The sequence below is a fragment of the Streptacidiphilus fuscans genome, assembly GCF_015690355.1.
Lineage (GTDB): Bacteria > Actinomycetota > Actinomycetes > Streptomycetales > Streptomycetaceae > Streptacidiphilus > Streptacidiphilus fuscans.
Map to the genome: position 1 here is coordinate 76,788 of NZ_JADPRT010000005.1, position 22,184 is coordinate 98,971.

Genomic DNA, 22,184 nt, shown 5'->3' on the forward strand with positions numbered 1-22,184 from the left:
GAGCGGGCGCCGCACCGCAACCCGGTCGACGAATCCCGTCTGCATGCGCTCCCCGCTCTATCGCAGCCAACGATAGCCAAAGGATTCGCTCTTCTGACCGGAATGCCACGGGCCGCATTCACGGCCGTGAGGCGCCTCAGCTGCTGGGGAGCTACCGATGCTTGGCACTGCCCTGCTGACGCCCCCGCTCTCCGTGGCGAACCGCAGGACGACGCAGAGTCATGTCATGCGGTCACCGAGCAATGCGACCGGATCGCCCGACGCTGTGGCGGACCGGTCGACGGCGCCGAGCCAGAGCGTGTCCCTGGCTCGGGTCATGGCGACGAAGAGTTGACGCCGGGCCAGGTCGGAGCGTTCCCGGAGTGCTGCGTCCAGTGCGTCGGCGCGCGAGCCGTTCATGGACGTGACTAGTGAGTCGTCGTAGCAGGGCAGGAGGACGTGCTTGAAGTCCAGCCCCTTCGCACGGGTGTAGCTACCGATCTTCACCGCATCGACAGCAGCACCGTTGTACTCCTCCAGGAGGCAGACCGGGATGTTCCGGCTGCGAAGGAGCTGCGCATACCGCTCGATGGCCCTGCGGGTCGGGGCGAGAACAGCGGTTCCCGGCTGGTCGGGCGTTGTCCTGACTGCGTGGAGCAAGGCGTCGTCGTGCTCCGAGAGTGACGAAAAGCGTCGGACGGTGACAGTCCCGTCGTGGCCGACGAGTTCGACTTCGCGTTGGCCGCGGCCGACCGTGTCATCCAGGTCTTCGTAAGCGACGTCCGCGACGACATCGAGTGCTGCCGCGAGGATCTCGGGTGCGTTGCGGTAGTTCACCCTGAGCACTTGCCCTCGGTCACCGCGGATGTCCACACCGGCGTCACTGAGTCGGAATCCCCCGGGGTACACGGACTGCTGGCCGTCGCCGATCAGGAGGAGCCCGTTAGGTGCGTCCCCGACGAGGGCGTGGAGGAACTGCACGGCGACCTGCGGGAGGTCCTGCGTTTCATCAACGATCACCGAACTGTACTGGGAGAGCGACGGATCCCGAAGAATCGCGTCACGCGCGGCGACCAGGACGTCGGGGAAGTCGTGAACGGACTCGGTTCGCTCCGCCTTGAGGCGCTCGTAGGCCTCGTAAAGTTCCCAGACAGCTTCGCGGTCGGTGCGCTGCGGCACGGTTCCGCGGCCCCTGCCACGCCGAGGGACGGCCGCGTAGGCAGAGAAGTCCGTGATGCCGCGCCCCTTGATCACGTACTCGATCTCGTCCTGCCAGTAGCGCGGGTCGGGCACCAGCTCGGCGAGCCGTCCGGAGCGGCCGACCTTCGCCCAGGCGAGATTGAACATGAGCCGCGCCCGGTCGCCATTCAGGTGGGTCGTCTGTCCAGCGTGCCGGAGAAACTCCTGGGCGAAGCCGAACAGGCTGCGGAAGTCGATACGGTCCGCTACGTACGGGGCCATGGCATGCAGAAACGTGCTCTGGACGCGCGGCAGGTTCCGCGCGTAGGTGATGAAGAGCACGCGACTGGTGGTGCGCTGGGCCAAGTAGGCCGCCCGGTGCAGGCCGACGACGGTCTTCCCCGTCCCCGCCGGGCCGCTGATACGGGCGGGCCCCTGCCAGTTGCGACGGACCAGGGCGAGCTGGTCCTGAGCCAGGAAGGTCATCCAGTTCTCGATGGGCGCGGACAGGACGCCGTCCATCCAACGGTCCCGAAGTTCGCCCAGGTCGAAGAGCCCGCCCGGATCGTCGTCCGGGGTCTCGGGGGTATTACCGGCATCCTCGGCATCGTCAACGGAGAGGGGCACCGACGTGTGAGCGGGGAAGGCGCGACTCAGTTGTTCCACGATCAGTCGTGCTTGTGTGGACGTCAGACGACGGCGTTCGGCATGCAGTGCGGTCGCGAACCGGCGCACGTCGAGTCGCCAAACCATCTCTCCGGCGTCATTCATCTCTGCCGCCTCGCAGATCTGCAGTGCGCGCACGGCGACGGGTGCCAGCCCCAGCTCACCTGTCGCCTTGGCGACGGAACGCGTGACCGAGTGAAGTTGACTCCCGTCCGCATCGGGCTTCCCTCCGATGGCGACGACGAAGACACCACCCGCCCCGACGAGCAGAGCGTCAGCGCGCAGGGCGGCGCCGCCCCGGGCGGGCCAGCTCCGCTCCAGCAAGAGATGCCACTGCGCGCCGGCCAGCGTCAGAAGCTGCGTGACGGCGGATTGCTCAAGGGCGGCAACTGACAGCCAACGGCTCTGGACAGCCCTCCGTGCTGCCGCATAGGCCCGGTCCAGCTTCTGCTCCTGCGCCCGCCTGTCGTACATCCCACCCCGTCCAGTTTCGCTCAACCAGCCGCACTTCCATGCACATTGATACATGCCAGACGTGTCAGTCGGTGTGCGAATCCTGGAGATCCTCGACCTCGGCCTGCCTCAGCGGGACGCTCCACGGCACAACCCGCTCCAGCGCCGATGCACGCGCCAGGTTCAGATCTTGTGGGCGGACGCCTCACGAGATCCACCCGCCCGATTCTGGGGCCTCGGGGTCCAAGGTGAAGGCCGCAACCGATCTTGCTCCGACCAGCACACTCCTCGGGCGCCCCCGCCATCAGGCCCGATGCCGGCTCGCCGACGCGGGCGCCCGGCGAGCGCGGCCTGGTATGAGAACGCCGGGCACCGCCACCACCCCTGCTGCGTGGTCAGCCTTTCAGGGTGGGGATGATGTGCTCGCCGTAGGCGTCGATGGTGGATTCGACGGCGTCGTGCATGGCGTAGATCGCGAACTGGTCCACGCCCAGGGAGCGCAGCTGCTCCAGCTTCTCCAACTGCGCGGACACCGGGCCGATCAGGCAGAAGCGGTCCACGATCTCGTCCGGCACGAAGGCCGTGTCCGGGTTCCCGGCGCGGCCGTGGTGGGAGTAGTCGTAGCCCTGGCGCTCCTTGATGTAGTCCGTCAACGCCTCCGGCACCAACCCGCTGTGCTCGCCGTACCGGGAGACCAGGTCGGCGACGTGGTTGCCGACCATGCCGCCGAACCACCGGCACTGCTCACGCGCATGCGCCAACTGCTCCTCACTCCCGTCCGTCACATACGCCGGAGCAGCGACGCAGACCGTGACCGCGTCGGGGTCGCGACCCGCGTCGACCGCCGCCTGGCGGACGGCCTTGACCATCCACTCCGTCAGGAACGGGTCCGCCAACTGCAGGATGAAACCGTCCGCCTGACGCCCCGTCAACTCCAGCGCCTTCGGCCCGTACGCGCCCATCCAGATCGGCAGCTTCGGATCGCCGGTGATCCACGGGATCTGCATGACCATCCCGTCGACCTCGGCCTCCCGCCCCTCCGCCAGCTCCTTGATCACGTGCATGGCATGCGAGAGCCGCTCCAGCGTCGCCGGCTTACGCCCCGCGACCCGCTGCGCGGAGTCACCACGCCCGATGCCGCACACCGTGCGGTTTCCGAACATGTCGTTCAGCGTCGCGAAGAGCGACGCGGTGACCTCCCAGGTGCGGGTGACCGGGTTGGTGACCATCGGCCCGACCGTCAACCGCTCGGTCTGCGCGAGGATCTGACTGTAGATCACGAACGGCTCCTGCCACAGCACGCAGGAGTCGAACGTCCACCCGTGGGTGAACCCGGCCGCCTCGGCCCGCTGCATCCGCTCGACGAGCAGACGGGCCGGAGGGTCGGTCTGGAGCACGAGGCCGATGTCCATGGTGGCGCCTTTCCGCATCAGATCAGGGCTGCGTTCAGATCAGGTACTGGGAGGTGCTGCGCGGCAGGAACGTGCCGTGCCCGGCGTGGCCGACGTACCGGCCCGCGTCGACGACCGGCGTGCCACGCGAGAGGACCGTGCGCGCCCGCCCGGTCATCTGCCGTCCCTCGTACGCCGAGTAGTCGACGTTCATGTGGTGCGTCGCGGCCGACATCACATACCGCTCGTGCGGGTCGAAGATGACGATGTCCGCGTCCGAACCCGGCGCGATGGTCCCCTTGCGCGGATACAGGCCGAACATCCGCGCCGGGGTGGCGCAGGCCAACTCGATCCAGCGGCGACGCGAGATGTGGCCGTCAAGGACGGCCTGGTGCAGCAGGTCCATCCGGTTCTCCACCCCCGGCAGACCGTTGGGGATCTTCGAGAAGTCCCCGCGCCCCAGCTCCTTCTGCCCCACGAAGCAGAACGGACAGTGGTCCGTGGAGACCACCGACAGGTCGTTGGTCCGCAACGCCCGCCACAGCACCGCCTGGTGCTCCTTCGGCCGCAACGGCGTCGAGCACACGTACTTGGCGCCCTCGAAGTCCGGCTCGGCCAGGTTGTCCGTCGACAGGAACAGGTACTGCGGGCACGTCTCCCCGAAGACGTTCAGCCCCAGGTCACGCGCCTGCGCCAACTCGTTGACGGCCTGCTCGCACGACACGTGCACCACGTACAGCGGCGCACCCGCGACCCGGGCCAGCTGGATCGCCCGGTGGGTGGCCTCGGCCTCCAACAGCTCCCGCCGGACCTCACCGTGGTAGCGCGGGTCGGTGTGCCCGGCCGCCAGCGCCTGCTCGACCAGCACGTCGATGGCGATCCCGTTCTCGGCGTGCATCATGATCAGCCCGCCGTTGGCCGCGGAACGCTGCATGGCGCGCAGGATGCGGCCGTCGTCGCTGTAGAAGACGCCCGGATAGGCCATGAACAGCTTGAACGAGGTGACGCCCTCCTCGACCAGGACGTCCATCTCCTTGAGCACGTGCTCGGTGACGTCCGACATGATCATGTGGAAGCCGTAGTCGATCGCGCACCTGCCCTGGGCCTTGGCGTGCCAGGCGTCAAGACCCTCGCGCAGGCTGTGCCCGACGCTCTGGACCGCGAAGTCGACGATCGTCGTGGTGCCGCCGACGGCGGCGGCACGGGTACCGGTCTCGAAGGTGTCGGAGGCGGCGGTGCCGCCGAAGGGCAGCTCCATGTGCGTGTGCGCGTCGACGCCGCCGGGGATCACGTAGCAGTCGGTGGCGTCGATGACGCGCTCGGCCTCCCACGCCTGCGCGGCCGGGCTGCCGGTGGCGGCGAGGGCGACCACGCGCTCGCCCTCGACCAGCACGTCGGCGTGGACCTCGTCGGCGGCGGTGATCACCAACCCGCCGCGGATGACGGTGCGTTCGTGGCTCATCGGGACGCCTCCTTCGAGTCCTTCCAGAGGTCGCGCTGCGCCCGGTCCAGGGCCTGGACCAGGAGTTCCGCGCCGTGCTCGGCCTCGTCGCGGGTGAGCGTGAGCGGCGGGGCGATGCGCAGGGTGTTGCCCAGCGGGCCGCCCTTGCCGATCAGCAGGCCCAGGTCGCGGGCGTGTTCCAGCGTCAGCGACGCGGCCTGCGAGGACGGTTCGCCGTCGCGGTCGACGAGCTCGACGCCGAGCATCAGCCCGCGCCCGCGCACCTCGCGGACGATCGGCAACTGCTTCGCGCCCGCCTCGATGCGCTCGCGCAGCACCGCGCCGACGCGGCGGGCGTTGCCCTGCAGGTCGTGGTCGAGGGCGTAGCGCAGGTTGGCCAGCGCACCGGCGGTGGTGACCGGGCTGCCGCCGAACGTCGAGATGGAGTTGGCGTCCAGACAGTCCATCAGCTCGGCGCGCCCGACCACGCCGCCGATGGAGAGGCCGTTGCCCAGCCCCTTGGCGAAGGTCAGCGCGTCGGGCGGTCCGGCCTCGGCGTGGGCCTGCCAGCCCCAGAAGTAGTCGCCGGTGCGACCCCAGCCGGTCTGCACCTCGTCGCTGATCCACAGGATGCCGTGCCGGTCCAGCACGCGCTTGAACGCGGCGAAGAGCCCGTCGGGGCCGTGGGTGAACCCGCCTACGCCCTGGATCGGCTCGGCGATCAGCGCCGCCACCGGGCCGCCGACCTGGCTCAGCATGTCCTCCAGGTCCGCGACGCAGGCCTCGATGAACGCCTTGTCGTCCAGGTGCGCGAAGGGCCCGGTGGTGCGGACCGAGCCGTGGACGTAGAGCGTCTGCAGCGGCGAGAGGCTGGTCGGCGACCAGGCGCGGTTGCCGGTGATGCCGACCGTGCTGAACGAGCGTCCGTGGTAGCTGTTCCGCATCGCCAGCACCTGGTTGGAGCGGCGCGCGCTGGTCGCCAGCAGCAGGGCCGCGTCGTTGGCCTCGGTGCCGGAGGTGGTGAAGAAGACCTTGGCGTTCGGGATGCCGGACAGTTCGGCGATCTCCTCGGCCAACTCCACCATGGGCGTGGAGAGGTAGAGCGTCGACGTGTGCAGGATCCGCCCGGCCTGCTCCGCGACGGCCCGGGTGACCTCGGGCAGCGCGTGGGCGGTCATGGTGGTCAGGATGCCGCCGAAGAAGTCCAGGTAGCGGCGGCCGTCGGAGCCGTGGACGTGGCGGCCCTCGCCATGGGTGAGCTCCAGCGGCTCGCGGTAGTAGAGCGCGAGCCAGGACGGGGTCACCGCGCGGTGCCTGGCCAGCAGCGACGCGCTGTCCGCGCCGGCGTCCTGGCCGGTCGGGTTCTCCGTGCCGGGCGGGTGCTCCGTGCCGGGTGTGTTCTCCGTGGCGTTCGAGGTCATGGTCACTCAGGCCTCCGCGAGCGGGCCGTAGGCGTCAGGGCGACGGTCGCGGTAGAAGGCCCACTGGTTGCGGACCTCGTCGATCAGCCCCAGATCGAGATCGCGGACGACCAGCTCCTCCTCCTTGTCGGAGGCGACCTCGCCGACGAACTGCCCGCGCGGGTCCACGAAGTAGCTGGTGCCGTAGAAGTCGTTGTCGCCGTACTCCTCGACGCCGACCCGGTTGATCGCCGCCACGAAGTACTCGTTCGCCACCGCCGCGGCCGGCTGCTCCAGCTGCCACAGGTAGGCGGAGAGGCCACGGCTGGTCGCGGAGGGGTTGTAGACGATCTCCGCCCCGGCCAGCCCGAGCGCCCGCCAGCCCTCGGGAAAGTGGCGGTCGTAGCAGATGTAGACGCCGACCCTGCCGACCGCCGTGTCGAAGACGGGCCAGCCGAGGTTGCCGGGCTTGAAGTAGTACTTCTCCCAGAAGCCCTTGACCTGCGGAATGTGGTGCTTGCGGTACTTGCCGAGGTAGCTGCCGTCGGCGTCGATCACGGCGGCGGTGTTGTAGTAGACGCCGGGCTGCTCGACCTCGTAGACGGGGACGACCATCACCATGTTCAGCTCGCGCGCCAGCTCCCGCATCCGGCTCACCGTCGGCCCGTCCGGCACTGCCTCGGCCCACCGGTAGTGCTCGGGTTCCTGCACCTGGCAGAAGTACGGTGCGTTGAACACCTCCTGAAACCCGATCACCTGCGCGCCCTGCGCGGCGGCCTCGCGCGCGTAGCGCTCGTGCAGTTCGACCATGGACGCGGTGTCGCCGGTCCACCGCGTCTGCACCAACGCCGCCCGCACCACCCGGGACGGCCCGGCGGGGCCGTTCTCGCTCGCTGACCTGCTGACGGAATCCGACATCCTGTGGCCTCGCCTTCAGCGTCGTTCTACGTGCGTAGAAGCATGGTCGCCCTGGACCGTCTTGGCAATATGTCGGGCATATCACAACCCAGGCGCTTCTTCCCTGCTCAGGGGCGTGTCGCACCCTCTGTGGTCAGCAAAAAGTCAGCATTGGTCGCGGAGGAGTCCCCCAGCATGGCAGCAAAGACCCTGGCCCACGGCATGGGCACGTTCTTCAAGGACTGTGCCCACGCCGAGTCGCGTGGGCGAAGTGCCCGCACGACTACAAGATCAGGTACCGCAACCCTCAGGGGCAGCAGGCCGAGGAGGCGGGGTTCACCACCCAGGAGAACGCCATCGGCCGGCTGATGGAGATCTATCGGGAGAAGCGGGAGCTCGCAGCGAAGAACCCGGGCAAGGCCGAGCGCATCCGCAGGTACGGCTCGATGCGCTTCAAGGACTACGTCACGGAGTGGAAGGCCGGCCAGCGTGACCTGTCTCCCGGCTCTCTGCGGAGCCTGGACTCGATGCTGAACAACCACCTCTACCCGGCGCTCGCCAGTCGGCGGATGAACGCCTTCGACTTCAAGGTCGTCGAGGGGTTTCTGCAGACGACGGGGAGGGGCGGGGTCGGCCTCGCGGCACAAGCGAGTGCCTTCAACTGGCTCAAGTCGATCCTGCTCGACGCCCACCGCCTCGGCCTCTACGACGAGCACCCGATCCAGGGGGTGAAGCCGCCTCGGTATCGGCCAGGTCGAGCCGTCATCCCGTCACCTCTCCAGCTGCGAGGCATACGTGATGCCGGAGATGAGACGTTCCGTCTACTGGTCGACCTGATGACCGGGTGCGGGATGCGCAACGGCGAAGCCGCAGCAGTGAACATCAACAACATCGTGGCCGACGACGTCTACCGCATCACAGAGCAGGTACACCACACGACCAAGCGGTACGCCGCGTTGAAGGCGCGCAAAGTCGGCGACTACCGCGACGTACCGCTTCCGGTCATGGTTCGGGAGGGCATCGAGCGGTTCGCGGAGCAACACGGCACGACCGACTCCGGGTACCTCCTGCTACACCCGAAGTACCCGAGCAGGCCGCTCCCTCCGCACTGGTTGCCGTATCACTGGCAAAAGATCAAGAAGGCCGGACTGGCGCCAATCCCGGGGGCATGGTGGTCTACGGCTTCCGGCACTTCTTCGCGTCGAACTGCCTGACGCACGGCATCCCGATCACAGATGTGGCCGAATGGATGGGTCACCGGAGCGTCGACATCACGTTCAACGTCTACCGACACCTCATGCCCGGCTCCGTCGGACGGGCGCCCGCTTGCAACCACTGTCCGGAAGTGCCGCGTTTTCGTCGCGCCGTGAATGCGTGATAACCAGCCGTCAGGTCCATGTGAGCCCTCACCGGGAGAGGCAGCCGTAGCGGGGTGTGCGGATGTCGACTTCGGCCCGGGCCGTCTTGCCGAGGTCGTTCTCGGCGCTGCCCCTGGCGGACAGCCGGGACAGGATGTGCAGGCCGTGCCCCGTCCGTAGCGAGAGGCGGGCGTAGGGGAGGCGCGTGACAATGGTGCGAGGCGTTCCCCGAACTCGGGAGGACCTGATGAGTTCACATGCGCGTTTCCTCGTCGCCTCGGCCGCGCTGGCCGCCGGGCTGCTGGCCGCGACCACCGCCACGGCAGGCGCAGCCTCCGGCTCGCCCGGCCCCTCTGGCCCGCCGCCGATGACGATGCCCTCGGCAAGCTCGACCCCGGGCGGCTCCTCCAGCGCCTCGGGTGCCATGGCGACCACCACGTGGAAGTTCTACAGCGTCAGCACCGAGTCCAACCTCTACACGGCGGGCGGCCAGCTCATCACGAACCCGAGCACCGCGCCGGCCGTCGGCGACTCACTCGTCGGCACGGACAACTTCTACACAGGCGACCACACCAACCATTCCTCGGACATCTCCGCTACCGACCACCTCTTCTGCCTGGTCACCAAGGCGCCGGCCACGGCCACCTGCTCCGCAGAGATCGCCACAAGCCAGGGCATGCTCGTCGCGGACAACGCCCAGCTGAACTTCGCCTCGCAGGCCCCGACCCAAACGGTCAAGATCACCGGCGGAACAGGCGCCTACCAGGGAGCCAAGGGGACCGTGATGGTCACCTCGATCGGGAACACGAACAACTCCGACGTGGTGGTCACCTGGTCCAAGTAGAAACGAGCCGGTCGCGACGAGCCGCCGAAACGGGCGCGTTCCGAGGAGCACGACACATCGCCTGCCGCCACAGCAGCGGCCCGGTGTGCGGGGCGGCGCCGGTGGGGCAGGTCCCGCGCCCGGGTGTGCGGGATGCGGGGTGTGCGCAGGAGAGCCGCTGCCAGGCCTCTTCGGGGGCATCGTGGATGAGTTCGTCGATGCGCCACATCCCGGCCAGGGACTTGATCTGATGGGACTTGGGCACGGCGACCACATAGCCGACGCCGGATTCCTCGAGCATCCGGCGGAAGGACCAGTCCTGCCCGTAGGCCTCATCCGCGGTGACCCACTCGGCCGGGAGGCCTGCGGCCAGGCAGCGGAGCACGATCGCCCGCGCGAGTTCGCCCTTGGTCGCGAACTCGCGGTCGTCGGGGATCTTCGCGGCTCGGCAGCGGTCCCGGTCCTTCGTCCAGGATTTGGGCAGGTAGAGCTCGCGGTCCACCAAAGCGCGGCCCAGTGGTGTCGCGTAGGCGGCGAACACCCCGATCTGACAGTTGTCGATCTTCCCGGAGGTGCCGGTGTACTGCCGTCCCACCCCGGCCGAGGTGAGCCCCTTCTTGATGAACCCGGTGTCGTCCAGGATCAACACACCGCCCGGGCCAAGTTGTTGAGCCACATAGGTGCGGACGTCGTCCCGTAGCGCGTCCGCGTCCCAGCGAGTGCTGTTCAACAGTCGCTGGAACCCGTCCGGCGTCCGGTGACCGACTCGCTCGGCCAACTGCCAGCCGTTCTTCCGATCCACAGGAAGAGTGGGCGGTCCCGGAGTCACTCCAGCGCCAGCTGTTGAGCCTCTCCTAGGAACTGACACCTACCCGGTTCGCCCTGTAGCCCCAGCCCGGCACGCCCCGCCTGCCCATCCAGTACCGGCTCCCCCCGCACGGCCTTCCCAGTCCACCCGCGCGGGGGGTGTCGCAGCGGCGCAGGGGCCACTTCAGGTGGGGGCAAGTCTTCCCAATCTGAAATTCTAGTGATACTTAGTTTTAGCACTGGGATGGCTCCGCTTCTGCCGAGGGATCGATCATGATCGACGCAAGTACCGCACCGGCCGCTGTCGCCGAGGGCCCCAAGGCGCCTATGCGGCTGGGCCGGATCGGTCCGCTTCTGCTGATCGGGCAGCTGGCCTGGGCGGTTCCCGGCACGGCCGGTGGGACGCTCCTGCAGTCGCTGGCCGACGACATCGATCCCGCAAACAAGATCCGGGTGATCACTGTGATCGCCGCCTCGGGCGCGGTCACCAGTGCCGTGGGGACCGTGGTGGGGGGCCGGCTCTCGGACCGGACGCGCAGCCGGATCGGACGCAGGTCGCCCTGGCTGCTGGCTTCCTCGCTGGTTGCCGCTGTGGCGTTGGCGGCCTGCGGTCTGACGACCTCGCTGGTTGCCATCGGTGTGCTGTACGCCGCTTTCCAGCTGGCGATCGGCGCTTGGGTGGCCGCGCTCTCCGCTCTGGTCCCAGATCACGTCGCAGCCGAGCAGGTGGGCCGCGCTTCCTCGTTCGCGGGGCTGGGCTACCTGCTCGGTCAGACCGTCGGTGGCGTCCTGGCCGGGGTGTTCGTGACGCACCCCAGCCCGGGGCTGACGCTGGTCCCCTGGCTCTTGGTGCTCGGCGCGGTGCTCATCGCCGTGCTCGTTCCCGCCCAGGACAACCGGGGTGTGCCCCGTGCGGCCCGCCGGGCGGAACCACGGGGGTTGGTGCCGCCCGTGTCCCGGGACTTCTGGCTGGCGTTCACCGGGCGGTTCCTGTTCATCCTCGCCATCGTGATGATCACGCAGTTCATGCTGTACCTGTTCACCGACTATCTCGCCATGAGCAAGAAGGACGCGGGCGGTGTCCTCGCGGTGGCCACCGGGCTCGTCGGGGTGCTCGCGGCAGTGACGACGGTGGCGGCCGGAGTCCTCAGCGACCGCCTGGGCCGCAAGCGAATCTTCGTGGGCGGGGCTCCGCTGCTGCTCGCCGCGGGCCTGGTCCCCCTGCTCGTCGCGCCCAGCCTGAGCACCGTGTTCCTCTTCTTCACCACCGTGGGCCTGACCCTTGGGACCTACCTCGCCGTCGACCAGGCCCTCATGGTGGCCGTGCTGCCCGACCCCGAGAACGCCGCACGCGACCTGGGAGTGCTGAGCATCGGATCGACCCTGCCCGGCGTCGTCGCACCCGTACTGGGCGGCATCTTGGTCGACGCCGCCGGCTACACGACCGTCTTCCTCACGTCGCTCGTCCTGGCCGTCGCCGCGGCGGCCGTCATCACCCGTATCAGGAGCGTCCGTTGAACCGCGATCTGTCCCCCTCCACCTTCCCGCCCGGCTTCCTGTGGGGCACCGCCATCGGTGCACACCAGTCCGAGGGCAACAACACCGCCAGTGACTGGTGGTACCGGGAGAACCTGCCCGGCTCCCTGGTGGCCGAGCGGTGCGGTGACGCCGTCGACAGCTATCACCGCTGGCCCGAGGACCTCGACCTGGCGGCGCAGGCCGGGTTCACCGACTACCGCTTCGGCATCGAGTGGTCCCGCGTCGAGCCGGCCGACGGTGCGCTCTCGCATGCAGCCGTGGCCCACTACCGGCGCATCGTCGAGGGGGCCGTGGCCCGGGGCCTGCGCCCCATGGTGACGCTCCACCACTTCACGCTGCCGCTGTGGTTCGCGGCCGCCGGCGGCTGGCTGAACCCCGATGCCGTGGAGCGCTTCCTCGGTTACGTCGATGCCCTGGCACCCGTGCTGGAGGCGGCCGGAGTGGTGCGGGTGGAGACCATCAACGAGCCGAACATCGTCGCCGTGCTCCCGCAGCTCGCGTCGGGGGAGGCCGACCTCGCCCAGGGGCTGCCTGTACCCGACCCGACCCTGACCCAGATCATGATCGCCGTACACCGCGCGACCGTTGACCGACTGCGCGCACGCCACCCGCACCTGGAGGTCGGATGGGGCGTGTCCGTACAGGACTACCAGGCCGGGCCCGGAGCCGAGGCCCAGACCGAGGCGTACTGCGAACCCCGTGACCAGGTGTTCCTGAGGGCCTCCAAGGGCGATGACTTCGTCGGGGTGCAGACCTACACCCGCGGCGTCATGGGTGCGAACGGCGCCCTGGTCCTTGACCCGGACGCGGAACGGACGCAGACCGGCTGGGAGTTCTACCCGGCCGCCCTGGGCGGCGCCGTGCGCCGCGCAGCCCGCATCGCCGACGGCGTCCCCCTGATCGTCACCGAGAACGGCGTCGCCACCAGCGACGACACCCGGCGGATCCGCTACACGACGCAGGCTCTGCACTCACTGCGCGCCGCGATGGACGACGGCGCGGACGTACGCGGCTACTTCCACTGGAGCCTGCTCGACAACTGGGAGTGGGGCCACTGGGGCCCCACCTTCGGGCTCGTCGCGGTCGACCCTACGACCTTCGTCCGCACCCCCAAGCCGTCGCTCGCCTGGCTGGGCGCCCTCGCCCCGGCGGCCCGGTCATGAGCGGGGCCGCGGTCCCCGGGCTCGGCCGGGCCACTCCCGAGGACGTCGGGCTCTCCACGGTCGCACTGGAGCGCGTCGACGCTGCGGTACAGAAGAGAATCGACGGCAAAGTCATCGCGGGCGCCCTCACTCTGGTGGCCCGCCACGGCAAAATCGTGCGCACCAGCAGCATGGGCGTAGACGACCGGCGCACCGGAAAGCGGCTGGCCACCGACACCATCGTCCGCATCTTCTCCATGACCAAGCCCGTCACCGGCATCGCAATGGGCATACTTGCCGACCGCGGCCTGTGGTCCCCCAATGATCCGATCGCCCAGCATCTCCCCGAACTGGCCGACCTGAAGGTGTGCACCGGATTCGACCGGCAGGGACGACCGACGCTGGAGACGGCGGCGCACCCGCCCACCGTGGCCGAACTCCTCACGCACACCGCGGGGTTCGTCTACGGCAGCAAGCGCACCGACCGCATCGGCCGCCTCTACGCCCGCCACCGGCTGCTGCGCTCCCGCAGCACGGATGAGTTCCTGGACCGGCTGCGGCGGCTGCCGCTCGCCTACCAGCCCGGCACCCAGTGGCGCTACAGCCTGGCGATGGACATCCAAGGTGCGCTCATCGAGCGGCTCACCGGCCAGAGCCTGCCGGACTTCTTCCAGCAGCACATCTTCCAACCTCTGGGGATGGTCGACACCGCCTTTCACACACCGCCGCACAAGCTGTCCCGGCGCGCCCGGCTCTATTACACCGGCGGCCCCTTCCACCTGCTGAAGGGTCCCAACGTGTTCTCCAAGGACTTCACCCGCCAGCCGGACTTCGCCCTGGGCGGCATGGGCCTGGTCTCCACCCTTGACGACTACACCCGCTTCGCCCAACTCCTGCTCAATCGCGGCCAGTACGCGGGACAGCGCATCGTCAGCGCCGACAGCGTCACCGCACAGATGACCAACCACCTGCCCCAGTCCCTGCTCACGCAGGGTTTCCGCGCCGGGCACATGCACATCCGGCCCGGCTTCGGATTCGGCTGGAACGGCGCCGTGGTGCACGACCCGCAGCAAGCCGGCCTCCCCGTCGGCCGCGGAACCTACCTGTGGGACGGCGCCGCGGGCACCTGGTTCTGGGCCGATCCCGAGCACGACCTGCTCTACATCGGCCTGATCCAACTGCTCTCGTACACCGCGCCCCCACTGCAGGCCCTCACCCAGCGCCTGATGGCCGACGCCATCCTCGACTGAAAGACACCTCCATGCACCAGGCCACGTTCCCCCTCGGCCCGTTCGAGCCCAGCCCGCACAACCCGATCCTGCGCCCGCACGGCACCGGCTGGGAATCGACCAACCTCTACAACCCCGCCGCCCTGGTCGTCGACGACGAAGTCATCCTGCTCTACCGGGCCCACGCCGCCGACAAGATCTCCCGCATCGGGCTCGCCCGCAGCAGCGACGGCATCCACTTCCGACGGGCCGGCACACCCGTCCTCGAACCCCAGGAGCCCTACGAACAGGCCGGCTGCGAAGACCCTCGGATCACCCACATCGCCGACACCTACTACTTGACCTACACGGGTTTCGACGGAAGTACCGCCCAACTGTGCCTGGCCACCTCCACCGATCTGCACGAGTGGACACGCCACGGCCCGCTCTTCCCCGGCTTCAACACCTGGAAGACCCTTCCCTACGGCCCCGACCGACCCTGGAGCAAGGCCGGGGTCATCCATCCGCGCCCCCTCGCCGGCCGCTACTGGATGTGGTTCGGCGAAGGCACGATCCACGCCGCGACCTCGACCGACCTCGTGCACTGGACGCCCGTCGCCGACGACTCACACCCCATGTACTCGCCCACGCCGGGCGGTTGGGACGGCACGCTGGTGGAGATCGGCGCCCCGCCCGTCGAGTCCGGTGACGGGCTGCTCGTCTTCCTGATGAACAACGCGACCGCCACCTCCCCCGAACACGTCGACTACCGGTGCGGGCAGATCGCCGTCGCCACACGCGATCCCTCCACCGTGCTGGCCAAGATGACACAGCCCTGGCTGCGGCCGACCAGCCACGAGGACACGCACGGACTGGTGCCCAACGTCACCTTCGTCGAAGGGCTCGTGCACTTCCGTGGCCGCTGGCTGGCGTACTACGGGCAGAGCGACACCACCCTCGCCGTCGCCGAATTCGACCCCACCCGGCACAACTGGCATCCACCCGCGCAGGACGCCGGCAACCAACCCTCCACCCGCTCCAACTGACCCCGCCCGCCCCACGGCTCCCGGGCCCCGGGCCCCGCGCAAGGAATCCCACCATGACCTTGAACCCGAAGCTTCAACCCCTACTCGACCTGTACAACACCCTCCCGACGCCCGCATGGACGACGGCGGCACAGCGCCGCAAGGCCGTCCAGGACTCCGCCTTCACAGAGCACTATGCCGCGCTGATCACCCCGCCGCCCGCCCTGGCCGAGGTGTGGGAGGAGCGCATCGCGATCAATGAGCCCGACGACGAGATGACCGTGCGCATCTACCGGCCCGAGCTGACGGAGCCCACTGCCGGCGCCCTCCTGCACCTGCACGGCGGCGGGTGGTGGTCCGGCTCCCCGGACGACGTGGACACCCGCTGCCGGCACCTGGCCACCGGGGCGGGCATCGTCGTCGTGTCGGTGGGCTACCGGCTGGCTCCCGAACACCGCTTCCCGATCCCGCTCCACGATGCCTTCACCGCCCTGCACTGGATGGTGCAGCACGCCCGACGCCTGCGCATCGATCCCCAACGGATCGGCGTGGGCGGCGAGAGTGCGGGCGGCAACCTCGCCGCCGCCCTGGCCATCCTCACGCGCGACCAGTCAGGGCCACCCCTGCGACTGCAGCTCCTGGAGGTCCCTGCGCTGGACCTCACCCTCTCCTCGGACTCGGTACGGGCCTTCGGCGACGGCTACTTCCTGACCGCCACCGATCTCGCCTGGTGCGTCGAGCAGTACCTGGGCGACCAGGATGCGATCAACCCCCTGGCCTCTCCACTACACGTCGCCTCTCTCGACGGGCTGCCGCCCGCCGTCATCACTACAGCCCAATACGACCCCCTCGCCGACGACGGAAGCCGGTACGCCGACCGGCTCCGCGAGGCAGGTATTCCCTGCTCCTTCGTCTGCTACCCCGGGATGGTGCACTCCTCCCACCACCTGACGGCGCTCCTGCCAACGGCCGTGCAGTGGCGGAACGATGTCGTCGCCGCCGTGCGACACCACCTTTCCGGGAGGCAGTGAGAACCGGCCACATCCCCCGGCCTGTCCCGTGTTCAGCACGTCGCCGTGCCCCCGCCGACCCGGCGTCACACGGCAGCGGGCGTGGCTGCGAGCGTTGTATACAGGCGCTTGAGGTCGCCGAGAATGTCGATGGAGGGGTCACGCAACCACTGAATCTGCAGCCCTTCCATGGCGGCAATCATGGCGCGGGCCTGCCACTCGCGGCCCCGTCCCAGGATCTGCGCGGCCAGACGGGTCATCTGCTCAGCCCGGCGCTGCATGAACCGGTGTGCGGGATGTTGCGGATCGGCGGCGGCCGCGCTCATGTCGACGAACAGCTTGACCAGACCAGGCGTCTGGATCGTGTGCTCCATCAAGGCCCACACGCCATCCGGGATCGTCAGGTCGTAGATCTCGGCGTAGGTGCGGTCGCGCTCTTCAAGGATCGCGACAAGAAGGTCGTCCTTGCTGTCGAAGTAGTACAGGACTGCTGCCTCGGACACGCCCACTGCGTCCGCGATCGACCGCAGCGTCGGGCCTTGCCGCCCCGAGGCTTGATACGCCTCGAGTGCAATCGTGAGGATCTCGGCTCGCCTCGCGATGCCCTTGGCGTAGGGGCCGCGCCGGGTCTTCGTCATGTCGGCGAATCTACCTGTCCCCTGCGCCGATCAGTGCAGAGGTAGCGCGCATGCCTGTCGAACTCCGTCCAGCAGGCACGCGTCGACGACAAAGCAACCCACGAGGTACTGCATCGCACCGGAATAGCCGATGACGAGGCTCGCCCTGCCCGACACGGGCCAGGCTAGCGATCTTGACAGTCTTCGACGAGGTGGATGCGGAGCCGGCCAACCGGCTGCCCGCCACCGCGACGATCACGTCGGTAAGTCTGCTCGTGAGCGGCAGTCAAGGCTGGCGGCGCCATGCAGAGTTTCCGCTGCTCGGCGCATCGAGCAACACCTGACTTCACCAGCCGGCAACGAGTCAAACCGCAACTCCTTGTCCCACTCAGGTGCTCGAGCGATCCGCGCCAGCGTGAGCGCCGAAGCCGGTGTGGCCTCGCGGCGTGCGTAGCTCCTTGTGGGGGGGCGGCCTAGCGACGTCACGGCCCCGCTGATCGCTCAGTTCAGATGCCCGGCGAGGCGCTGGGCGAATTCTTCGGGAGTGACGATTTCGATGCCCAGGGCTTGGGCCTTGTCGAGCTTGCTGCCAGCGCTGTCTCCCGCGACGACGAGGTGGGTGCGCGCGGAGACACTGGAAGACGCGCGGCCCCCTGCCCTGGTGATGAGTTCGGTCATCTCGGTGCGGGAGCGGTCCGCGAAGGGCCCGGCCCTCGCCGCCCAACTCCGCGCCGCCGCAGACGAGCGCGTCCGCACCCAGGTCGCCGCAGCCAAGCAGCGCAGGTCCGCCATGGCAGACACCCGGCTGAGTTCGCCGCCAACCGCAACGCCGGATTGGTCCAACGCCACCAGGCGTGCACCCGCATGATCCGCCGACACCAGGAGAAGAACATGGCCAGCATCACCACCGACAACGGCGACACCTTCGAGGTCGCCGAGGTCGGCATGCACGACAGCAGCGAACGCGGCGTCCACTTCGAGATCGACGGAACCCCCTACTGGCTCACCCCTGCCGACGCCCGCCGCATCGCCACCGCCCTCGCTACCGCAGCCAAAAGGGTCGACCCCATCTGACCACCCACGCCCGGCCGGGACGCCCCGACCGGGCCCAAGGAAGACACCGTGGCCCAGCCCAACAACCGCGACGCAGACTCCTACTTCCCACGCCATCCGCGGCTGGCAGACACCCGCTCCGCCGCCCTGCGCCCAACGAGCAACAGCCACGGAGACATGCTCAACGACGCAACCCAACCCCCACGCCAGCCAAACAACAAGTCCACAAGCCAGACGGCCAACCCAATGACCACACACGCGGCCACCATGAACGCGACCGCGATCGCCCACTTCTTCCCGCGCACCGACACCAGACCACCCCTTCGAGCACTACCGGCCGACCCGAGCGGCCCTCCTCGCATCGGACCTCGCCCGCAACGCCACAGCCGGCCGGGAGTTCCCGTTGTGCCACCACTCGTACGTGACGCCCCCGACCGCGATCCACTCGAAGTTCGCGAGATCAAAGCCGATGTGGGACCACGACATGCCGACCAGTCGCATCAGCGGACTGAGGGCAGCGGTCGCGACAGCTGTCCGTAAGACGACGACGGCAAGGCTCCTGGGGCGGTCGGGCATGGACTGCCTCAGTTCCGGGACTGCAATGCCCGCTCGGCCTTCTTCGCCTCAGCCTTGGCCCGCAACGCAACGGCCTTCGGGGAATCGCCGTACCACCACCACGTGTAGCCAGCGATCAGCACAAAGAACACCACGAAGCCCAAGAACACCGGATTGAACCCAAGCCGGCCACCCCGCGACAAGCCGTAGAGAGTCCAAAACGTGAGGACGAGCGCACCCCTGACCAGGGCACCCAGCGTCTTCTTAGCGCGGAGATTCATGCGGCGCACTCTAGGGCCTCACCCCGACCCCACAACAGCGTGATCAACCACTCTGAACAGGCAAAACACCAGCGAACACCCACAAACCCACAACCCTGGAAAGAGCGTGACCACCGTGACCAGGCGCATCCTCCGCACCCAGAAGAGCTAGTGCCGCATCAAGCAACCTTCGCCCCGGTCTTGTCGGTCGAGTGCGGATCGTGGGGCACGTAGTCTCGCGGGATGCACTCCCATCTGAGTTTCGAGAACCCTCCCGCGCTGCCCCATGGGGCCGTGATCGAGACGTTGGAGCGGGCCTTCTGCCGGGAGGCCTCGGTGAGGTTCTGGCCTGCTGGTCCACGGCTGAGCCCCTGGCCTACGTCGAGGCGGAGTACTTCGGAGGAGTCGGCGGGCAACGCGCCGTCGTCTGGTCATGCGGCGTGCTCTCGCTGGGACCGCTGGCGCAGAACGAACACGAGGAAACCCCCGCGCAAGGCACTCCGATCTCTGTCGCCCTGCAATCGCTCGGGGTTCGGTGTGCGGCTGGAGCTGATGAGTTCACAACCGTCGGCCTCCGACGTCATCGGCATGTGGAGGACTGGGCCTCGTCCTGAGCTTTCAGAGAACGGCTGCTGTTGCTTCGACTTCGCCGTCGGCCGGACCTGGCGAAGCTGCAATGATCTGGGCATGTTCGACTTCGGGCTGGTCGGCTACCGACCGTGTTGGCTGAGCGGTATCGGTGCCATCACATCGGCGCATGCCGGCGCATTGGGATCGGTGATCGGCCGCACACTGTCTTCGTCGTGGCTGGTCTGGGACCTGGACGACAATGAGTGGTTCGCCGACTGCCCTGTCCTGCTCGACTTCGACGGGACGCAGGTCGAGGTCAACCACAAGAAGTTCGACGACCTCTCGATCACCTGGAACGAGATCAACCCGCTCGCCCCGGTCACCTGGCCTGGAGAGGATCCCGAGTTCCACCTGGTCTGGCGCCGCGACGCCGTAGCGGACCTCGCCGCACTGCACGGTCGACAGGTGACAGGAGTGGAGCTCCTCGAATGGGCCGGTGCTGACATGGCCAGCGGGATGGTTGCGGTCAGCTTCGTCCTCGGCGATGGCAGAGTCACCATTCACAATGCGCTGGATGAGAACGGTCTGGCGTTCGACCCGCCAGAGCGGGAGTACCGCGTCCACAAGTTGTGAGAGCGCAGTGAAGCGAGGCGACATGCAGTTGTCACGGGGCGCGACTGGCTTCTGGGCTTCGACCGAGGAGCCCCTTCCGCTGGCCGATGTCCCGCGCTTGCGGGGCCTGTGCTTCGAAGCGGCCCGGCTGGCGCACGCCGCGGTGGGCTCCTGGCATGAGGCGGGGCAGTGCAGCTTCCACACGGTGGACGTCCTCGGTGCCGGGACGTCGCATTGGCTGTTGTTCCATGCCCACCTGCCACTTGTCGCCTTCTGCGCCGTAGCGCCCCCGTCAGGTCAACCCGTCGATGGCTTCACGGAGCCGCCCTCGTGGGCTGGGGTCTTCGAGGCTGGCGGCGTTGGAGTGCTCGGCCCACGCACGCTGGACCTTCCGATCTCGGCTGTGGACCTCGGTGGTCTGTCGACTGCGGAGAGGGGTCAAGTCGGTCACTGGCAGCCGCAGACTTTGGGTGACCTTCTCTTCAACTGGTGGGACTGAGGACCGTAGGAGTCGAGCCCGGCAGCCGCCTGCGCACGTCGTGGGACTTGCCATGGAAACGGGTTGAGTACGGCGGGTTGGCTCGCGATACTCCGAGGATGACCAGTGCCGTGCCGTCAGTCGCTGATGATCAGGGTTGGGATGGACCTTGGTACCGCGTTCGCACGGACCGCTTCGAGGCGTCCTTCCTGCCGAATGCGGGAGAGGAGTTGGACTCGGTCTGCAATGTGGACGTCGAAGTCCGGTTGGCGGCGGACGGCTCACGCTGGAGCGCGACGGTGTTCACCATCGCGGAGCTCGAGCGGGTGATGCAGTGTTGGTCCCGAACCGGGGAAGCGCTGGGTGGACGGTACTTCTGGTGTTCGGACGGCCTGATCGTCCGTGAACCGGGCATCGCCAACATGGTCCGGGTGCTTGACGGCCTGATCGATGAGGGCGAATTCGAGCAGGTTCTCCAGCGGCTCGAAGGCGATGGCTGCCATGTTTCGTGAGGACCGGATCTCCGGCGCCGTCGTCGGTTCAGCGGTAGGCGACGCCTTGGGCGCACCCTTCGAGTCGACGCGCGAGGGAACCTTCTCTTCGCGCTTCCCGGACCCGGCCGCCGGCGGGGGGATGTGCGGAGGCGGCGGCTGGGATCCCGGCGAGGCCACCGACGACACGCAGATGGCCGTGCACCTGGCGGAGTCGCTGCTGGAACGTGGCGGTCTCGACCTCCCGGACATCTTCGCCCGATTCCAGCGGTGGGCGGCCGACGAGCCCAAGGACATCGGTCTGCAGACCGAGGACGTGCTGACCAACGGACTGGGATGGGACCTGGCTGCCGCCATTCACTTCCAGACCACCCACCGGGCGGCCGGAAACGGCTCGCTCATGCGCGCCACGACGTCGGCGGTCTACTTTGCCCGCCAGGGCCGGCAGGCCACGATGGAAGCGGCACGGCGAATCGCCGCCCTGACCCACGGCGACTCCGCCGCCTGGGAAGGTACTGCGATCTACCACGACATGCTGCGCGTCGCCCTGGATGGCGAAGACCCGCTCGATGCCATCCCCACGGCCCTCGCCACGGCCCTCGCCACGGTGGATCCGGATCACCGTGAGCGGTACGTCCTCGTCCTCGACCCGGACTGGCACCCCAGCCAGGCCACCGAGTTCAATGGCGCAGTGTGGCCCTGCCTGGGCTCCGTGGTCTGGGCGCTGCTAGGCCTCCGCGCTGAGTGGGACGGCGATCCTGGTCGGGCGATCACCGTCAGCCCGTTGGACTGGCGCCGACGGTTGGTCGGCTAGCGAACGTGGAAAGAGATCGTGACTGGCTTGAGGCGCAAGGAACTACACGGGAATCGTGGCTTACCAACTCAGCTTCCTCTGCCGCTCCGGGGAAGAGCGCGGGGACGCCGCGCTCGACCGCCTGCTCGATCACCTGCTGGAGACCGGCGAACCACTGGTCGGCGAGTGGCTCGGCCCGTTCGTCGACCGGGTGGCCGCGTTCAGGCTCGGGACGAAGATGCAGTGCCGGTGACAAGCCGGTGGCGGACCTGCTCACGCTCGAAGTGCACTTGGGCGTCGCCGAGATCGCCGAGTCGGTGATCGCCGTCTCGCCGAACGACGAGCAGGGCATCTGGGGATGCGACCTGCTGGCCACCGTCACACTCAGCGGGAGCACCCCCGACTGGCCCTGGTGAACCGAATCTGGTCCGCCGTAA

23 protein-coding genes and 1 pseudogene are annotated in these 22,184 nt (G+C 68.4%); 15 read left to right on the forward strand and 9 right to left on the reverse strand.

The genetic code is table 11. From position 1 onward, the window contains the following. Positions 1-219: 219 nt before the first annotated feature. The 5 genes from I2501_RS13560 to I2501_RS13580 form a co-directional block, all read right to left on the reverse strand. The gene (locus I2501_RS13560; protein ID WP_196194229.1) at positions 220-2,298 is read right to left on the reverse strand and encodes a UvrD-helicase domain-containing protein; all 2,079 of its coding nucleotides are present in this window, start codon (positions 2,296-2,298) and stop codon (positions 220-222) included. A 374-nt stretch (positions 2,299-2,672) separates the two neighbouring features. Then, positions 2,673-3,689, reverse strand: a complete 1,017-nt coding sequence (locus I2501_RS13565) for a TIGR03842 family LLM class F420-dependent oxidoreductase (protein ID WP_196194230.1) — start codon at positions 3,687-3,689, stop codon at positions 2,673-2,675. 34 nt (positions 3,690-3,723) lie between these two features. Then, a complete protein-coding gene (gene hydA, locus I2501_RS13570) occupies positions 3,724-5,130 on the reverse strand; it encodes a dihydropyrimidinase (protein WP_196194231.1) in 1,407 nt (468 codons plus the stop codon). Further along, positions 5,127-6,530 carry an aspartate aminotransferase family protein gene (locus I2501_RS13575; RefSeq protein WP_196194624.1) on the reverse strand — a complete coding sequence of 468 codons (1,404 nt, stop codon included), beginning with the start codon at positions 6,528-6,530 and terminating at the stop codon, positions 5,127-5,129. Before I2501_RS13575 ends, hydA begins: the two co-directional genes overlap by 4 nt. Before the next feature lie 6 nt (positions 6,531-6,536). Then, on the reverse strand, positions 6,537-7,427 hold the full coding sequence (locus I2501_RS13580) for a nitrilase-related carbon-nitrogen hydrolase (RefSeq protein ID WP_196194232.1): 891 nt from the start codon (positions 7,425-7,427) through the stop codon (positions 6,537-6,539). A 347-nt stretch (positions 7,428-7,774) separates the two neighbouring features. Here I2501_RS13580 and I2501_RS13585 point away from each other — a divergent pair, with 347 nt between their 5' ends. The 3 genes from I2501_RS13585 (at position 7,775) to I2501_RS13590 (ending at position 9,608) form a co-directional block, all read left to right on the forward strand. Next, positions 7,775-8,620, forward strand: coding sequence for a tyrosine-type recombinase/integrase (locus I2501_RS13585; RefSeq protein WP_236046319.1), 846 nt, complete (start codon positions 7,775-7,777; stop codon positions 8,618-8,620). Then, entirely contained in the window at positions 8,575-8,784 is a 210-nt protein-coding gene (locus tag I2501_RS39280; RefSeq protein ID WP_236046321.1) for a tyrosine-type recombinase/integrase, read from the forward strand. The genes I2501_RS13585 and I2501_RS39280 overlap by 46 nt, the downstream gene beginning before the upstream one ends. A gap of 227 nt (positions 8,785-9,011) precedes the next feature. Beyond that, positions 9,012-9,608, forward strand: a complete 597-nt coding sequence (locus I2501_RS13590) for a hypothetical protein (RefSeq protein WP_196194233.1) — start codon at positions 9,012-9,014, stop codon at positions 9,606-9,608. 133 nt (positions 9,609-9,741) lie between these two features. On the opposite strand, the pseudogene I2501_RS13595 reads toward I2501_RS13590, so the two are convergent. After that, positions 9,742-10,392: pseudogene (locus tag I2501_RS13595) on the reverse strand (IS701 family transposase); the annotation flags it as partial. Positions 10,393-10,667: 275 nt separating this feature from the next. Between I2501_RS13595 and I2501_RS13600 the strand changes: the two are divergent. Genes I2501_RS13600 through I2501_RS13620 form a run of 5 tightly spaced genes read left to right on the forward strand, consistent with a single transcriptional unit; the run spans position 10,668 to position 16,339 of the window. Further along, positions 10,668-11,912, forward strand: a complete 1,245-nt coding sequence (locus I2501_RS13600; protein ID WP_196194234.1) for an MFS transporter — start codon at positions 10,668-10,670, stop codon at positions 11,910-11,912. Further along, positions 11,909-13,096 carry a glycoside hydrolase family 1 protein gene (locus I2501_RS13605; RefSeq protein ID WP_236046323.1) on the forward strand — a complete coding sequence of 396 codons (1,188 nt, stop codon included), beginning with the start codon at positions 11,909-11,911 and terminating at the stop codon, positions 13,094-13,096. The genes I2501_RS13600 and I2501_RS13605 overlap by 4 nt, the downstream gene beginning before the upstream one ends. Beyond that, positions 13,093-14,325, forward strand: coding sequence for a serine hydrolase domain-containing protein (locus I2501_RS13610; RefSeq protein ID WP_196194235.1), 1,233 nt, complete (start codon positions 13,093-13,095; stop codon positions 14,323-14,325). The genes I2501_RS13605 and I2501_RS13610 overlap by 4 nt, the downstream gene beginning before the upstream one ends. 11 nt (positions 14,326-14,336) lie before the next feature. Beyond that, entirely contained in the window at positions 14,337-15,329 is a 993-nt protein-coding gene (locus I2501_RS13615) for a glycoside hydrolase family 130 protein (RefSeq protein ID WP_196194236.1), read from the forward strand. Between the two features lie 53 nt (positions 15,330-15,382). After that, positions 15,383-16,339 (forward strand): alpha/beta hydrolase, encoded by a 957-nt coding sequence (locus I2501_RS13620; protein WP_196194237.1) that lies wholly within the window; start codon positions 15,383-15,385, stop codon positions 16,337-16,339. Positions 16,340-16,404: 65 nt separating this feature from the next. On the opposite strand, the gene I2501_RS13625 is transcribed toward I2501_RS13620, so the two are convergent. Then, complete coding sequence (locus I2501_RS13625) at positions 16,405-16,956, reverse strand: TetR/AcrR family transcriptional regulator (RefSeq protein ID WP_196194238.1); 552 nt, start codon at positions 16,954-16,956, stop codon at positions 16,405-16,407. Positions 16,957-17,129: 173 nt separating this feature from the next. On the opposite strand from I2501_RS13625, the gene I2501_RS13630 reads away from it, so the two are divergent. Next, positions 17,130-17,279, forward strand: a complete 150-nt coding sequence (locus tag I2501_RS13630; RefSeq protein WP_196194239.1) for a hypothetical protein — start codon at positions 17,130-17,132, stop codon at positions 17,277-17,279. A 157-nt stretch (positions 17,280-17,436) separates the two neighbouring features. On the opposite strand, the gene I2501_RS39285 is transcribed toward I2501_RS13630, so the two are convergent. Continuing rightward, positions 17,437-17,727: a BRCT domain-containing protein gene (locus I2501_RS39285; RefSeq protein ID WP_328806356.1), complete on the reverse strand. Its 291-nt coding sequence runs from the start codon at positions 17,725-17,727 to the stop codon at positions 17,437-17,439. 99 nt (positions 17,728-17,826) lie between these two features. Between I2501_RS39285 and I2501_RS39290 the strand changes: the two genes are divergently transcribed. After that, on the forward strand, positions 17,827-18,009 hold the full coding sequence (locus I2501_RS39290) for a TroA family protein (RefSeq protein ID WP_236046325.1): 183 nt from the start codon (positions 17,827-17,829) through the stop codon (positions 18,007-18,009). A 563-nt stretch (positions 18,010-18,572) separates the two neighbouring features. On the opposite strand, the gene I2501_RS13640 is transcribed toward I2501_RS39290, so the two are convergent. After that, complete coding sequence (locus tag I2501_RS13640) at positions 18,573-18,824, reverse strand: hypothetical protein (protein WP_196194240.1); 252 nt, start codon at positions 18,822-18,824, stop codon at positions 18,573-18,575. A 666-nt stretch (positions 18,825-19,490) separates the two neighbouring features. On the opposite strand from I2501_RS13640, the gene I2501_RS13645 reads away from it, so the two are divergent. The 5 genes from I2501_RS13645 to I2501_RS13665 all read left to right on the forward strand — a co-directional run bounded on the left by I2501_RS13645 (position 19,491) and on the right by I2501_RS13665 (position 22,163). Next, positions 19,491-20,006 carry a hypothetical protein gene (locus tag I2501_RS13645; protein WP_196194241.1) on the forward strand — a complete coding sequence of 172 codons (516 nt, stop codon included), beginning with the start codon at positions 19,491-19,493 and terminating at the stop codon, positions 20,004-20,006. A 576-nt stretch (positions 20,007-20,582) separates the two neighbouring features. Then, positions 20,583-20,975: a hypothetical protein gene (locus tag I2501_RS13650; RefSeq protein WP_196194242.1), complete on the forward strand. Its 393-nt coding sequence runs from the start codon at positions 20,583-20,585 to the stop codon at positions 20,973-20,975. Beyond that, complete coding sequence (locus I2501_RS13655) at positions 20,965-21,768, forward strand: ADP-ribosylglycohydrolase family protein (RefSeq protein ID WP_196194627.1); 804 nt, start codon at positions 20,965-20,967, stop codon at positions 21,766-21,768. Before I2501_RS13650 ends, I2501_RS13655 begins: the two co-directional genes overlap by 11 nt. A gap of 55 nt (positions 21,769-21,823) precedes the next feature. Then, positions 21,824-22,000 (forward strand): hypothetical protein, encoded by a 177-nt coding sequence (locus I2501_RS13660; RefSeq protein ID WP_196194243.1) that lies wholly within the window; start codon positions 21,824-21,826, stop codon positions 21,998-22,000. Positions 22,001-22,007: 7 nt separating this feature from the next. Next, positions 22,008-22,163 carry a hypothetical protein gene (locus I2501_RS13665; RefSeq protein ID WP_196194244.1) on the forward strand — a complete coding sequence of 52 codons (156 nt, stop codon included), beginning with the start codon at positions 22,008-22,010 and terminating at the stop codon, positions 22,161-22,163. The last annotated feature ends 21 nt before the right edge of the window (positions 22,164-22,184 follow it).

Coding starts and splice junctions, on each gene's coding strand:
- I2501_RS13610 (WP_196194235.1), top strand. CDS start 13,093: ATGAGCGGGGCCGCGGTCCCCGGGCTCGGCCGGGCCACTCCCGAGGAC.
- I2501_RS13620 (WP_196194237.1), top strand. CDS start 15,383: ATGACCTTGAACCCGAAGCTTCAACCCCTACTCGACCTGTACAACACC.
- I2501_RS13560 (WP_196194229.1), bottom strand. CDS start 2,298: ATGTACGACAGGCGGGCGCAGGAGCAGAAGCTGGACCGGGCCTATGCG.
- I2501_RS13615 (WP_196194236.1), top strand. CDS start 14,337: ATGCACCAGGCCACGTTCCCCCTCGGCCCGTTCGAGCCCAGCCCGCAC.
- I2501_RS13575 (WP_196194624.1), bottom strand. CDS start 6,530: ATGACCTCGAACGCCACGGAGAACACACCCGGCACGGAGCACCCGCCC.
- I2501_RS39290 (WP_236046325.1), top strand. CDS start 17,827: ATGGCCAGCATCACCACCGACAACGGCGACACCTTCGAGGTCGCCGAG.
- I2501_RS13600 (WP_196194234.1), top strand. CDS start 10,668: ATGATCGACGCAAGTACCGCACCGGCCGCTGTCGCCGAGGGCCCCAAG.
- I2501_RS13565 (WP_196194230.1), bottom strand. CDS start 3,689: ATGGACATCGGCCTCGTGCTCCAGACCGACCCTCCGGCCCGTCTGCTC.
- I2501_RS13640 (WP_196194240.1), bottom strand. CDS start 18,824: ATGAATCTCCGCGCTAAGAAGACGCTGGGTGCCCTGGTCAGGGGTGCG.
- I2501_RS13625 (WP_196194238.1), bottom strand. CDS start 16,956: ATGACGAAGACCCGGCGCGGCCCCTACGCCAAGGGCATCGCGAGGCGA.
- I2501_RS13580 (WP_196194232.1), bottom strand. CDS start 7,427: ATGTCGGATTCCGTCAGCAGGTCAGCGAGCGAGAACGGCCCCGCCGGG.
- I2501_RS13590 (WP_196194233.1), top strand. CDS start 9,012: ATGAGTTCACATGCGCGTTTCCTCGTCGCCTCGGCCGCGCTGGCCGCC.
- hydA (WP_196194231.1), bottom strand. CDS start 5,130: ATGAGCCACGAACGCACCGTCATCCGCGGCGGGTTGGTGATCACCGCC.
- I2501_RS13585 (WP_236046319.1), top strand. CDS start 7,775: ATGGAGATCTATCGGGAGAAGCGGGAGCTCGCAGCGAAGAACCCGGGC.
- I2501_RS39280 (WP_236046321.1), top strand. CDS start 8,575: ATGGTGGTCTACGGCTTCCGGCACTTCTTCGCGTCGAACTGCCTGACG.
- I2501_RS13655 (WP_196194627.1), top strand. CDS start 20,965: ATGTTTCGTGAGGACCGGATCTCCGGCGCCGTCGTCGGTTCAGCGGTA.
- I2501_RS39285 (WP_328806356.1), bottom strand. CDS start 17,727: ATGGCGGACCTGCGCTGCTTGGCTGCGGCGACCTGGGTGCGGACGCGC.
- I2501_RS13645 (WP_196194241.1), top strand. CDS start 19,491: ATGTTCGACTTCGGGCTGGTCGGCTACCGACCGTGTTGGCTGAGCGGT.
- I2501_RS13650 (WP_196194242.1), top strand. CDS start 20,583: ATGACCAGTGCCGTGCCGTCAGTCGCTGATGATCAGGGTTGGGATGGA.